Source organism: Agrobacterium sp. NPDC090273, from assembly GCF_044772305.1.
GTDB lineage: Bacteria > Pseudomonadota > Alphaproteobacteria > Rhizobiales > Rhizobiaceae > Agrobacterium.
In genome coordinates, this window is the sequence record NZ_JBIVYN010000003.1 from 187,429 (window position 1) to 200,257 (window position 12,829).

12 protein-coding genes and 1 pseudogene are annotated in these 12,829 nt (G+C 56.6%); 7 read left to right on the top strand and 6 right to left on the bottom strand.

Annotated elements, in window-relative coordinates; all coding sequences use genetic code 11:
• Positions 1–65 precede the first annotated feature (65 nt).
• From ACIQT8_RS10190 to ACIQT8_RS10200, 3 genes and pseudogenes are all read left to right on the top strand, one after another.
• Complete coding sequence (locus ACIQT8_RS10190) at positions 66–707, top strand: TetR family transcriptional regulator C-terminal domain-containing protein (RefSeq protein WP_400964958.1); 642 nt, start codon at positions 66–68, stop codon at positions 705–707.
• Positions 708–963: 256 nt separating this feature from the next.
• A pseudogene (locus ACIQT8_RS10195) lies at positions 964–1,287 on the top strand (DUF2325 domain-containing protein); the annotation flags it as partial.
• On the top strand, positions 1,268–1,549 hold the full coding sequence (locus tag ACIQT8_RS10200; protein ID WP_400964959.1) for a hypothetical protein: 282 nt from the start codon (positions 1,268–1,270) through the stop codon (positions 1,547–1,549). The pseudogene ACIQT8_RS10195 and the gene ACIQT8_RS10200, both read left to right, overlap by 20 nt.
• 15 nt (positions 1,550–1,564) lie before the next feature.
• Here ACIQT8_RS10200 and ACIQT8_RS10205 read toward each other — a convergent pair whose 3' ends face one another.
• The 3 genes from ACIQT8_RS10205 to uppO all read right to left on the bottom strand — a co-directional run bounded on the left by ACIQT8_RS10205 (position 1,565) and on the right by uppO (position 3,851).
• Positions 1,565–1,930: a DUF423 domain-containing protein gene (locus tag ACIQT8_RS10205; RefSeq protein WP_400964960.1), complete on the bottom strand. Its 366-nt coding sequence runs from the start codon at positions 1,928–1,930 to the stop codon at positions 1,565–1,567.
• Complete coding sequence (locus tag ACIQT8_RS10210; RefSeq protein ID WP_138791219.1) at positions 1,927–2,328, bottom strand: group II truncated hemoglobin; 402 nt, start codon at positions 2,326–2,328, stop codon at positions 1,927–1,929. The genes ACIQT8_RS10205 and ACIQT8_RS10210 overlap by 4 nt, the downstream gene beginning before the upstream one ends.
• 107 nt (positions 2,329–2,435) lie before the next feature.
• Entirely contained in the window at positions 2,436–3,851 is a 1,416-nt protein-coding gene (gene uppO, locus ACIQT8_RS10215) for a polysaccharide biosynthesis phosphomannomutase UppO (RefSeq protein WP_400964961.1), read from the bottom strand.
• A 252-nt stretch (positions 3,852–4,103) separates the two neighbouring features.
• Between uppO and uppM the strand changes: the two genes are divergently transcribed.
• Positions 4,104–5,726, top strand: a complete 1,623-nt coding sequence (gene uppM, locus ACIQT8_RS10220) for a polysaccharide biosynthesis protein UppM (RefSeq protein WP_400964962.1) — start codon at positions 4,104–4,106, stop codon at positions 5,724–5,726.
• Between the two features lie 38 nt (positions 5,727–5,764).
• On the opposite strand, the gene uppG is transcribed toward uppM, so the two are convergent.
• Both uppG and uppI read right to left on the bottom strand, forming a co-directional pair.
• The gene (uppG, locus tag ACIQT8_RS10225) at positions 5,765–6,844 is read right to left on the bottom strand and encodes a polysaccharide biosynthesis glycosyltransferase UppG (RefSeq protein ID WP_400964963.1); all 1,080 of its coding nucleotides are present in this window, start codon (positions 6,842–6,844) and stop codon (positions 5,765–5,767) included.
• Entirely contained in the window at positions 6,841–7,908 is a 1,068-nt protein-coding gene (uppI, locus tag ACIQT8_RS10230; RefSeq protein ID WP_400964964.1) for a polysaccharide biosynthesis UDP-hexose transferase UppI, read from the bottom strand. Before uppI ends, uppG begins: the two co-directional genes overlap by 4 nt.
• Before the next feature lie 179 nt (positions 7,909–8,087).
• Here uppI and uppH point away from each other — a divergent pair, with 179 nt between their 5' ends.
• Together uppH and uppJ are read left to right on the top strand one after the other, a co-directional pair.
• A complete protein-coding gene (gene uppH / locus ACIQT8_RS10235; protein ID WP_400964965.1) occupies positions 8,088–8,999 on the top strand; it encodes a polysaccharide biosynthesis endo-1,4-beta-xylanase UppH in 912 nt (303 codons plus the stop codon).
• An 8-nt stretch (positions 9,000–9,007) separates the two neighbouring features.
• Positions 9,008–9,949, top strand: a complete 942-nt coding sequence (uppJ, locus tag ACIQT8_RS10240; RefSeq protein WP_400964966.1) for a polysaccharide biosynthesis UDP-hexose transferase UppJ — start codon at positions 9,008–9,010, stop codon at positions 9,947–9,949.
• Positions 9,950–9,965: 16 nt separating this feature from the next.
• Here the strand turns inward: uppJ and uppX are convergent, their stop codons facing one another.
• Positions 9,966–11,192: a Wzx-type polysaccharide biosynthesis protein UppX gene (gene uppX / locus ACIQT8_RS10245; RefSeq protein WP_246705253.1), complete on the bottom strand. Its 1,227-nt coding sequence runs from the start codon at positions 11,190–11,192 to the stop codon at positions 9,966–9,968.
• A gap of 319 nt (positions 11,193–11,511) precedes the next feature.
• Between uppX and uppY the strand changes: the two genes are divergently transcribed.
• On the top strand, positions 11,512–12,807 hold the full coding sequence (gene uppY / locus ACIQT8_RS10250; RefSeq protein WP_400964967.1) for a Wzy-type polysaccharide biosynthesis protein UppY: 1,296 nt from the start codon (positions 11,512–11,514) through the stop codon (positions 12,805–12,807).
• Positions 12,808–12,829 lie beyond the last annotated feature (22 nt).

The following is a 12,829-nucleotide window of genomic DNA, read 5'->3' on the forward strand; positions in this document are numbered from 1 at the left end:
GCGCTGTGATTATTTTTTAATCTAGCCCTTTTAGCAGATGCATTAAAAAGAAACAGAGAGCGCCGATGGCAAAACCGCGAGCAGCAAAAACACAGAAGCGCACGCGTATCCAGGAAGAGAAACAGGAAACCATTCTCGAGGCGGCGCTCAGCGTTTTTTCGGTCAACGGTTTCCGCGGTTCCACCATTGACCAGATCGCCGAGGCGGCGGGCATGTCGAAGCCCAACGTGCTTTATTATTTTCGTACCAAAGAGGCCATGCATCGGGCTCTGATCGAGCGTGTGCTGGACACCTGGCTTGACCCGTTGCGCGCTTTCGATGCGACGGGCAATCCAGAAAGCGAAATACGGTCTTATATCCGCCGAAAGCTTGAGATGTCGCGGGACTATCCGCGGGAGAGCCGTCTGTTTGCCAACGAGATTCTGCAGGGCGCACCGCATATAGAAGATGAGTTGAGGGGGCCGCTCAAACAACTGGTGGATGAAAAGGCAGAGGTGATCCGCGTCTGGATCAAGGCGGGCCGGATTGCCAAATGCGACCCCTACCACCTGATTTTTTCCATCTGGTCCACAACCCAGCATTACGCGGACTTCGATGTTCAGGTGCGTGCTGTCCTCGGCGACGAGAAATCCGGCGAAGGTCGTTTTGAGGATGCTGCCCGTCATCTCGAGCAACTTTTCATGGGTGGGTTGAAAATCGGCGATTAGCTCTGATTTTCCACGCGGAAAAGTTATGGGCTAAAACATGATAAAAATTATCACCTTTATACTTTACTCTAAAACTCATCTTTATTATGGTGCCGGCATTCCGATCAAAAGGCTCTGACGATCAGAGTGCAACAGACAACCGGTAGGTGAGTGCATGGCACGCAAGGAAAAGAAGAAGGCCGATCGCGGCGGCAAGCAGGGCAAGGCATCGCAGCAGTCCGAAAGAGATGTTGTCGATACCCAGCCCTCCGGCCCGAAAAGCTTTCTTTATGTTGGCGGCCGTGACTGTCAGGTCGCGCATCTTCGCCAGATCGCCAGCAATTTCGGTGCGGAACTCATTCATCACGATGGTGGGTTGCGCGAAGCGGTTTCCCGCATCGATACCGTTCTTCCTTCCGTCGACTGCGTTTTCTGCCCGATCGACTGTATCAGCCACGATGCGTGTCTGCGGGTGAAGTCCGGTTGCAAGAAATTCGGCAAGACGTTCATTCCGCTGCGCAACGGCAGCAAATCCAGTCTGGAGCGTGCACTTCAGACGATGAATGAACGGACCGCAAGCGATGAGCGAAGAGCGCAATAACGTTACGGATAGAGACGCCGACGCGACAGGTGAAGCCTGCCGCGTCGAGCTTCATAAAATGGCCGAACAGGCCGCCGATCCGGTTTTGACCGAAATGTTCGAAATCGTCGGAGAGCGTGAGCGGCGCAACCGTGCTGCCAGACACGCCAGCAATGTGGTGAACTTCCCTTATCTCAGGACACGCCAGCCGGGAGAGGCCTCGACATTCGACCTCGGTCGAGACGCTGCTGATGGTCGCAACATCTTGAAGTTTCGCCGGTAAAAACGGCTGATAGGATCAGTTTTTCGGCTTCATGAACGCGCCGGCTGCCAGAACGAACCAGCCTGCGACCATGCCAATGCCGCCGGCCGGTGCCGCGAATGGAAACAGGCTGTTACCGGAAAAGTGCCGCGATACGAGGTCGCCGACGAAAAGCGCTGTGCCGATGCCAAGCACCAAGCCTGCGGGCATCGCCGTTCTGATGCGCTCCCAGCCAACGGAAAGCGCGACGAGGACCGGCGCGTGAGCAAGCGCCATGGCTGAGGCTTTCCCCAGCATGTAGGTCTCGCCGGTGTGGGTTGCTGCCGCTGCCAGCATGACGCCGCAAGCGCCGAGAACGCTTCCCAAAAACAGGACAAATGAACGCAGTCTCTCGCTCTTCATGATGCGCTTTCTTCCTGATTCTGCATGTGGAGTGCCAGCCGCTCGACCGGTGCCCAGATGATGTCCCGGAGTTTCGGATTCTCGATTGTTTCGTCCATGGCGCGACGGAAGCAGAGCAGCCATTCGTCGCGTTCCGCCGGACCGATCGGTGCAGCGAAATGGCGACGCCGCAACATCGGATGTCCGTATTTTTCGACATAGACCGGTGGTCCGCCAAGATAACCGGTCAGATAGTCATAAAATTTGCTCTCGCTACCCGAGAGATCGGCTGGATGGATGGCCCGGCACCGGGCAGCCTCCGGCAAAGTATCCATCAACGCGTAGAAACGTTTTGAAAGGGCGCGCACTGTGGCATCGCCGCCAATGGCTTCGTAAAGGGTAATGGTTTCGCCGCTCAAGTTGGCCTCCCGCTCTTACCGGTTCTTATCGCGCCCGGTAGCAGCAAGAGCAACATCAAAACGCGAGGTGCGTCATTCGGCCCCTCGCGTTTTTCTCAACTCGCAAATCAACCGAAGTTGCGGATGAGATCGAGGCCCTTGTGAAGCAGCGTTTCGGCTTCATCCTGATTGGCTGCCTCGACGTAGCAGCGCATTTCAGGCGCATTGCCCGAGGGGCGGAAGTGGATCGTGCTGCCATTCGTCAGCGCAACACGCAAGCCATCGATATCGCTGGTGGCTTTCACGGCACCAACCGGCTCGAGGAATTTTGCCAGATTGTCCTTCGACGCGCGCAGATAGGACATCAGTGCGGCACTTTTCTCCTGCGCGAAGTTTTCAAGACGGTCCGCCGCAGCAACCGGCAAGTTGTAGGCACTGGCGATCTCGGACAATGGTTTTTTCTGCTCGGCAGAAAGCAGCAGAACGGCAAGGACTGGCAGGAAGCTGTCACGGGTCGGCAAAGGCGCCAATGGCTTGCCGTTGACGGTGAAGGTTGAAGCAGTCAGCAGGCCGCCATTGGCCTCAAATCCCATCACACCGTTCTTTCCGGCTGCAAGTGCGTCTCCCATGCCGGCGATAACAAAGGGAGATCCGACCTTTGTGCGGGTAACTGCGAAATGCCCGCTTGCTTCAATGCCGGAATTGGACGTCACGGGTGTGACCACAACGCCAGCTTCAAGGAAATTGGCCGTGATCAGACCGATCAGGTCGCCGCGCAGCGGAATACCCTTTTCATCGGCGAGAAGCGGGCGATCGCCATCACCATCGGCAGAGACAATCGCGTCGAGCTTATGTTCAGCGGACCACTTTTTCAGAAGGTCGAGGGTCTCTGGTGAAACGGCTTCGGTATCGACCGGAATGAATGTTTCGGAGCGGCCGAGTGGCACGACATTGGCACCATAATGGGCGAGAACATCGACAAACAGATCGCGAGCGACGGTGCTATGCTGATAGACGCCAATTTTCAGGCCGGAAAGGGCGCCTGCCGGCAGCAGCGAAATATTACGCTCGTAGAAGAGTTCCGCGACGACGGAAGACCGGTCTTCTGCGGCTGCTGCTTCATCAGTGATGCCTTCTGCCTCGACGTCTTTCGCCAGCGCGGCAATCGCGGTTTCGTCCTGCTTGTCGATTTCTCCGTCAGGGCGGTAGAATTTGATCCCGTTGCGATCGGCCGGAATGTGCGAGCCGGTAATCATCAGGGCCGCAGCTTTCAACGACAGGCCATAAAGCGCCAGCGCCGGTGTTGGCACGGTACCGCAATCAAGCGGCACGAGACCCGCTTTTTTCAAGGCGCCGATACAGGTGGCCGAAACATCGGGGCTGGAATCGCGAAAATCGCGACCGACGAGGATGGGGTCGCCCGCCTTTGCCTGGCCTGATTTCAGAAGGTGTCGCGCAAATGCCGTTGCATAAACGGCAGAGGCTTTTCCCTTCAGGTCGACAGAGAGACCGCGAAGGCCGCTCGTTCCAAATTTCAGGCTCATGCCAAACTCCATTGCGGTAAAATCATTGAGGTTCAAATGGATAATATAAATATATAACGACGAAAAGAACGGTATCGATCCATGGAAGTCAATCATCACTTTCATGGCAGCCACAAATACGGAAAGATGTGCGGATAAAAGGGTAACCTAAAATTCACCCGTTCACCTTAGACTTGCCGACCAATGGGGTTTTGGCGAGCATATAACACGTTTTGAGACCTTCTTTATGGTTTGTTCGAGTTGGATTGGCTGATGTACAGGCTTCAAAAGGCGGGACATAAGCAGACACGTCCGCTCGATGAAAAAGCACCTCCCGCACAATCGCAGGGTTCGCTGCTGGATGATCTCGTCGATGATGATGAGGTCTTCGAGCGCACGGTGCTGAAAGAGCACCTTGAGCCAAAGGCAACGCCCGCCGCTGAGCAGGTGCGTGCAGCAAAACCGGCGACGAAATCATCACCCAGCGCCGGCTTGTCGAACGCCTTGCCCGGTCTGAAATACATCGATCGGATCGGTGTGGATGACATCTTGTCGTGGTTGCGCGACGGAATTTTGTGGATCGTTCTGGCGATCATTCTCTGTGTCGCTGCCGCTCTGTCCTACGCCTATATGACGCCACCGCGTTACACGAGTTACACGGATATCGTCGTTAATCCGTCCAACCTGAACGTCGTCAACGATGGCGTATTTTCGCCCAATCAGCAGCGCGATACGCAAATTCTCGAAGTTGAAAGCAAGCTGCGCACCATCACTTCGCGCAATGTTCTGGCGCGGGTGGTCGATGAGCTGAAACTCGATCAGGATAGCGAATTCATCAATCCGCCGCCGATTGCACGACTGAAAGCCATGTTTTCTTCGCGTCCCGAAGACGGCGACAACAAGATCGGCGCCTTGCGTTCGTTGGGTGACAGGGTGGCGGCAGAACGCGATCCGCGCTCCTTTGTCGTGACACTTTCGGTCTGGACAAACGACGCGGAAAAATCGGTCCTGGTGTCCAAGGCTATCGTCAAGGCGTTCGAAAGCGAACTGTTCCAGATGAACTCCGATAGCAGCCAACGGGTTGTCGGCGATCTGAAGGCTCGGCTGGAGGAAATGCGTGAGAACGTGACGGTAGCCGAAAAGCGTGTGGCCGACTTCCGGCGGGAAAATGGCTTGCAGGAAAACAATGGTCAGCTTGTCAGCGATCAGACGTCTGGCGAGCTCAACGCGCAGGTTCTGGCCGCGCAGCAACGGGTGATCCAGGAGGAATCGCGTCTCAAGCAGATGGATGCGGCGATTGCCCAGAACCGTACCCAGAGCGCTGCGATCTTCGATTCCCAGACGATGAACACGATTCGTGCTCAGTACAGTACCCTGCAACAGCAGATCGGCGCGATGACCCTGACCTATGGTGCACGCCATCCAAGGCTTGCGACGGCTGGTGCCGAGCGCGATATGCTCGAACGCGGCATGCAGGAAGAAGCGCAGCGCATTCTCCAGGCAGCCAAACTCAATGTTGGTGAGGCCCGTTCATCTCTCGATGCTCTGCGGTTGAAAGCCGTGGCCGAGCGCGCCAACGTCTTTACCGACAACGAAGCGCAGGTGCGGTTGCGGGATTTGGACCGAGACGCCCGTTCCGCGGCGGCGATCTACGAAACCTACCTGACACGTTCACGCCAGATTGCCGAGCAGCAGGCGATTGATTCCACCAATGTTCGGGTCATTTCGCAGCCGGTTGAGCCGAACTCCAGAAGCTGGCCGCCAAGCAAATTGACATTCCTGATCGCCGGTGGTGCCGGAGGTGTGTTCCTCGGCATCGGTATCGCAGTGGCGCTTGGTCTGCTGCGTTATCTGCGCCGCAACGATCACGAAGACATTGCGGCGCGTTACGCGTAATTCGTCACCTTTGATCCAGGTGCTTTCCGGAAGGCCGCTCAGGCCTTGCCGAAACGTTGAATGTTCGCCGTGATCAGATGGCGAAGTGCCTTGGCGTAACGCTTGCTTTTCGTCTTGGCCGCGAGCGCGCTGGTCCAGTCCACCATCGATCCGTTGATATCGAAGTCGCCAAGTTGCCCCTCGGGAATATCGCCTTTTTCGATACGTTCGACGATCGAGGGCAGGGCGGCATAAAATTCCGGCGAACGGTAAGGCGGGTGCAAAGAATACATGCCCTTGCCCTCTCCCAGAAAATCCAGCCGGTAGACACCGAGCCGCATCATGTTTTCGCTGAGCACCTCTTCCGCCGGCATTGAAATCGGCTGCTGGTTGTAAGCCACGGAACGGATGCGCCGTTTTACGTCCGGTCGCAACAGCTCCAGCGACGTGACCTTTTTTGCAAAACGCTCCATGTCGATCATGAAAAGGCGCGTCGAGACCGTCGCGAAGCGCCAGGTGGGCGTGCGTACTGGAAGTTTACGCGGGATCGGAATGTTCTTGACCCCAGGCATGCCTACATGGCGGGTGATGTCGAGATCGCCGCGGACAGTCGGCGGACCGGAAAACGGCGTTATGCAGAGCGCGTCAGGATTGTCCTTTTGAAGTTGGATTGCTTCATCGAACCAGCTCTGGCTGCCTCCGCCGAACATCATGTCGCTGTCCATGTGCAAGACATACCGCGCATTGGCACGCCTCAGCCCGTGGAAATAGACATGGAACGGCCCCCCATCAAACGCCTTTGCCGGATAGGGTATCGTTGAGCGGGAAAAGAAAGTGTCGGTCACCGCCTGGCGGGCGTTTTCGCTGTAGTCGACCTCATCGATGTGCAGGTGCGGGTAGTTCGCCTGCATTTCATCCAGCATGTCGAACAGACGTTTTCTGGCCGGCTCGAAGCCGTTGCCCTTATAACGTCCCGCGCCGACTTGCCCGGTATCGACAGTCAGCAGAATACGGTCGACCTGCCCGCCCCATACCCGGAGCTGGTGAGGAAGTGTTAAAGCTGCATGTGGGGCATCGAAGGGGTGCAGATTGACCTGTAGCGCCTTGCTGACAGGCGGCAGGGGTATTTCACCATTCATGCGCCGCGGCTCCGGAATTCGTTGATGATGGTCATCATGGGTTTTTCGTTGAAGCTCCAGTCCAGCGGCAGCGGGCGGTTGGCGGTTCCGTCCTTGCGGGGGTAGGCCCAGCGTATCCAGGTATATTGGTCGGAAATGCCCCAGGTGGTGATGGAGGAAAGCGGGCCGCCGGCTGAGGCCGCCTCGAGAAAATCCCGAAGCTGCGAATTTATCAGCATGTCACGTTCAGCTTCCGGAGAGGGCAGGGTCTGGTCCATGACGTCCAGTTCCGTCACCAGAACGTCGAGGCCATGGCCGCGCATTTCGGTGACGAAAGCGGCAAGTTCATCCTTGGCGATCGGCCAGCCGCCACGCAGGTGGCCCTGTAATCCTACCGCGTTGATCGGCGCCCCCTGATCAAGTAGTTCCAGAATGAGGTTGCGGAATGCAGCGCGTTTTGCGGGCGATTTTTCGACCGCGAATTCCACGTCATATTCGTTGAGTACGAGTTGCGCTTTCGGATCAACGTCGTGAGCAATCTTGAAAGCCTTGGCAATGGCGTCCGATCCCGCACCGTAATACCAGGCATCGCGCCGAGACTTTGCGTTGTTGGGAACGTCAGGGATGGGTTCGTTCACCACATCCCAGCTACGAACGACATCCTTGTAACGTTCCATCGTCTTGACGATGTGCGTTTCCATCAGCTTTTCGACCTTGGCACCGCTGACCGATGACAGCCAGGGTGCATTGGACGAATACCAGATCAGGGGATGGCCGTGCATGGACAGCTTGTTTTGCCGGGCGAAGTTGGCAAGCGCATCGGCTGCGGAAAAGTCGAACACTTCTTCCGAAGGCCGCATGATTTCCCACTTCATTTCCGTGACGGGCGTGATGCGTGAGCAATATTTGACGACGGCTTCACCGACCCGGCTGTCAGCTTGCAGGTCAGGAAGGTAAACTGCCGCGCCGTAAGGAGCGGTTTTTGCGGCGCGTTTCGTTTGTGCGGCATGCACAATATCGGGCAATGCCTGCACGAAACTCGCGCTTGCCGCACCGTACAGAAAGTTTCGACGTCCGATCGGCATTAACCCCAGCCTCCGCAATCGATTTTCCCAATTTATAACAGCGTGACCTTACCAATTGCATATTAAAACGCCGCAAGGTTAATGCTGGCTATACCGTTCCCAAAACTACCGTCGATCCGATTAATCCGGTAGTAACTTCACTGTGCGAAGTCTGCTTTACACGTCACGGAGTAAAAGTCTTGGTTGCCGTTTCGATTGTCATCCCCGTTCGCAATGGCGAGCGTTACATCGTGGAAGCAATCGACAGTGTTCTGATGCAGGGCGCCAGCATCTGTGAAATTCTTGTCGTTGACGATGGTTCCACCGACGATACGGCCCTTAAGGTGCAAAGTTTCAGCGATGCCCGCGTGAGGCTTCTGACCCGTCCGCAGGGCAGGCAGGGCGTTTCTGCCGTTCGCAATTTCGGCTTGTCGCAGGCGCGTGGTACCTGGACCATGTTTCTCGATGCCGATGACCGCCTGAAACCGGGTGCTATCAACGCGCTTTGTGCGGGAATTTCCAATGACGATGTGGTGGCCGTCTACGGCGACTACGAACGGATAGACGAAGACGGGGCCAAGATCGGTCACCGCAATCTCATCCGTCGTCGGGAAAAACCGATCGGCAATGTTCTTCCCGCTCTTCTGGGTGGGAATTTCATCGTCAATGGCGGCATCATGCTGGTGCGGACCCGCATTTTTCAGGACTTTGGCGGCTTTGACGAGACATTGCGCTATGCAGAGGACTGGTACGGTTGGTGCAGGTTGGCGGCAGCGGGCAGTTTCGTTTATCTGCCGGGCTGCCATATTCTTGACTATCGCGTCCATCGAACAAGCGTGATGATGAACCGTCTTTTGACATTCAAGGATTGCGAGCCCGCTGTGCGGGCGGTTTTCTCAGATCCTGCTATTGTCGCTGCAGTCAGCCCTCGGGAACTGGCGCGGCTTCGCCACAAATCGGAAACCCACATGAATGCCTACATCGTCGCGCAGGCCTTCCGTGCTCGCCGGTATAAAGAGGCATTCTCGGCGCTTGCCGACACTTTCATCCATCGTCCGCGCCAGAGCCTGCGGGCGGTCATTTTTTCCGCAGCAGCCATCGCCGGGATATAGGAGCGTTCATGACCGAGATTCGTCCGGAGGCGGTGGTGTGCATTCCAAGTTTCCGCAGACCTGAAGGCCTGCGCAAGACACTCCAGTCGCTGGCCGCCCAGCAGGTGGAGTTTCCCTTCGCCATCGTTGTCGTGGACAATGACGGAGAGGGGCAGGCCGGACTTGGCGTCGCGCGCCAGTTTTTTGCCGAGACCCGTTTTACCGGGCAGGCTCTGGTCGAACCGACGCAGGGCAACTGTTACGCGATCAACACCGCGTTTCGAACCGCGCGTCAGACGTATCCGTCCGCGCAATGGTTTCTGATGATCGATGACGATGAGGCGGCCTCACCCGTCTGGTTGGCCGAGATGGTCAAAACTGCGAAATCCTTCGGTGCCGATATTGTTGGCGGTCCCGTGAACCGCGAATTCGACGCGCCCGCTCCAAAGTCTGTTCTCGCACATCCTCTGTTCGGCTCCATCGAAGCGCCAACGGGTGAGGTGGATCAGATTCATGGCTCCGGCAATTGCCTGATTTCCCGCCGGGTTTTCGACGGTCTCGACAAGCCCGAATTCGACGTACAGTTCAACTTTCTCGGTGGCGGCGACATGGATTTCTTCACGCGCTGCCGTCGCGCCGGTTTCAAATTCGCCTGGAGCGCGGATGCCGTCATCATTGAATATGTGCCGGAAACCCGCATGGCGCCGCGCTGGATCATGACGCGATCGCTCAGAACCGGCATCATCAATTACAGCATTGACCGCGCGCATCGTCCCGGCTTGCAGGGTGGTCTGCTGTTGGGCGCGAAAAACGTTGTCAGCCTTGGTCTTTCAGTGATCCGTGCGGTTTCGGCTTTCGCCAAAACCGGATCGCTTCTGCCCGCTACGCATCCGCCACTGATGTCCGTCGGTCGCATGATGGCGAGCGTGGGTGTGACGCTGAACCCCTACAAGGCCGCCAAGAAGACCTGAAGCCTCAGCCTGCGGCTTACTCCGCTCCGGCAAACGCTTCGCTGCGACGACGCAGCCGCAGAAGCGCGATCCAGACGGCTGCCGCGATGGCAATCTCCACCAGGAAGTAACTGCCGATCGTTCCGGAAATACTGAAGTACCAGGTGGACAAGGCGACGACGACAGAGCCGAGCAGGTTGCCGCTGTTCCAGATCTTGGCACGGATGTCCTGACGTCCGGATGCGCCGAGCGCCTCGAGCGCGGTGGCAGCAACGGCCATGGGCAGCACGGCCCAGCACAGAACGCGGGTGATGATCGGCAGCGATACATATTCGTCGCCGAACAATAGCGGCAGGAACGGTGCGATAATGAAGATCGCGGTTGCACTGCCGACGGCAATGAACAGTGCTGCTTTCAGAACGTTATAGGCACGCTCGATGGTCTTGGTGATGCCTTGCAGTGCCGCGGACGCCGAGCCTGGATAGATCAACCGGTTCAGGGCTTCCACAGACAGGTAGGAACTGTCCAGAATACGGCGAGCAATCGAATAGCTGCCAAGAACTTCGGCGCTGGCGATTGCGCCCAGCACGAGAATATCGGCATTGCCGCGTACCGCCTTGAACAGGAATTGCGTGGAAAACAGGATGCCGATGCGGATTTCTTCGCGAACGAGGCGGTAGATCGGCTTGCCGAGCCTGCCGATTGCTTTGACCGAAATCACCGCTGCGATCAAATGTGCCGCGAGGTTCCACAAGGCCCATGCTTCGACCGTTTCAACCTTGAAAACAAGGCAGGCGAATATGGCGGCAAGGGTTCGTGCGACAGCAAACATCACTTCAAGCTTGTTGGCCGAGCCGAAGTCGGAGTGAGCGATGAAACTCTGCGTCGAAAGCGAAATGACCTTCAGAAGAACGAGATTGGTGAAGAGGATCAGGAAGGTCGTGATCAGGGTGTCGAGCAGGTTTTCCGAAGTCGGGAAGAAGACTGGAATCGTGACCATGCCGATAACGGTCAGTATCACGCCTGTCAGAGCACTCAGCATATAGCTGTGGCCGAGCATGACAGGGAACATGCTGCGGTCCTGGGCGACGCGTCGGATCAGGGATTCCTGCGCGCCGATACCGCAGATCTGGACGCCGAGGTTGGTAACGGCGGTGATGGATGCATAAAGCGCGAATTGTTCAACGCCAAGATGACGGGCAAGCAGGGCGAACGTCAGGAGTTGGGCGGCGCTGGACATCAAAAGCGCGCCACCGGACGCCATATAGGACAATCCCAGTCTTATCAGGTGGCCGAGCCGCGGCGTGTTGAACGACACCTAAGTCTCCCTGTGTTCCGACGTTGCCTGGTTACGTCATGTAACATGGCTGTCCCGCTAAAATGACTTGCACATCTAAATGGTTTGAGCGGTAATTTCCCCTGTCTTAGCCGTTCTGCGGTAAGAGAGGGTTAAAGCAATTGCACAATAATGATGATAACGACCGTTTATAGCTGTTCGAACACGACAGATTCCCAAAAAGAACGTCTCTGTTCATCGCAAGGCAGGGCAATGATCCGTTTAGCTGCGCCGGAGGCAGGCGAAAATGCCGCGTTTCGCTGATACGCAGCCGGTTCGCTTGAGCGAAGGCGCTATTCCGCTTGGCGGCAGCCGGCGTGATGCGGCTTTTTTTGTCGTCACGCTGCTTTATGTCTGGATTTCCGTCGCACCATTTGAAAATCTGGCCGCGCCGCCTGTTCCGCATGCGGCGGCCAATCAGCTTCTGGGGCTGGCTATCGCAGCGCTGCTCGGCGTATTTGCCTTGCGCCACAGATTGACGGGCCTGCTGCTGCGACCCCGATTGCCGATCTTGCTGCTGTTTGGCTGGCTGGCGATCTGCTCCGTTGTTGGCGCGCAGCCCGGCACATCGTTGCAGCGGCTTATTTTCACGGGCCTGTTGTGCTTCATCACCAGTGTCCTCGTGGTGATGCCGCAGGATCGCAAGCAGTTCGATCGGATGATGGCCATTTTTGCGATCATCCTTCTGGTGGTATGTTATCTCGGCGTGATTTTTTTGAGTTCACGGGCGATCCACCAACCATACGATCTTGATGAAAAGGCCCTCGCGGGTGATTGGCGCGGCGTCTTCAATCACAAGAATGCTGCCGCGCCGGCGATGATTATCCTTTTCATGATCGGGCTTTATTTGCGCAGCGCCTGGTCGACAATGGGGGGTATCGCCATCGCGCTGCTGGCGGGTTTCTTCCTCTGGAAAACCAATGGCAAGACTGCGGCGATGCTGTTGCCCGTCTCCATTGCGCTCGTCTGGATTATGGAACGACATGCCAACCGCACGCTGCTGATGATCGGCGGCCTGCTGGCCTTTCTCAACATTCTTGCAGTTGGCTCAACCTATTTCCCCAGCATCCAGAATCTGGTAGAGAGCGTTGGTGTCGATTCCACCTTCACGGGCAGAACGGACATATGGCGTCTGTCTTTCGATACGTTTGCGCAATCGCCGATTTTCGGTCAGGGCTTCCAGGCATTCTGGGCAAGCGAGAGGCTTCTGTCGCAGGGCGATATTGCCGGAACATGGGCTGTTTCTGCCTATCACGCACACAACGGTTACATCGAAAGCCTGCTGAATGGCGGAATTCCGGCTTTCATCCTCACTATCATATGGCTGGTCATCATACCGGCGAACAACTTCAGACGCGCCGTCGACCGTGGCACTTATCCCGCACTGACAACACTTTTTGCGCGAATCTGGGTCTACGCCCTTCTTTCTTCGTGCCTTGAGAGTAATTTCTTTACCGGAACAGGGCCTATCTGGTCTTCTCTTCTGATTGCCGTGTATTGTTTGAGACATCAGGCTCACAATGTACTTGAAGAAGGACAGTAACTCAGACACGCCGGGGGGCTGT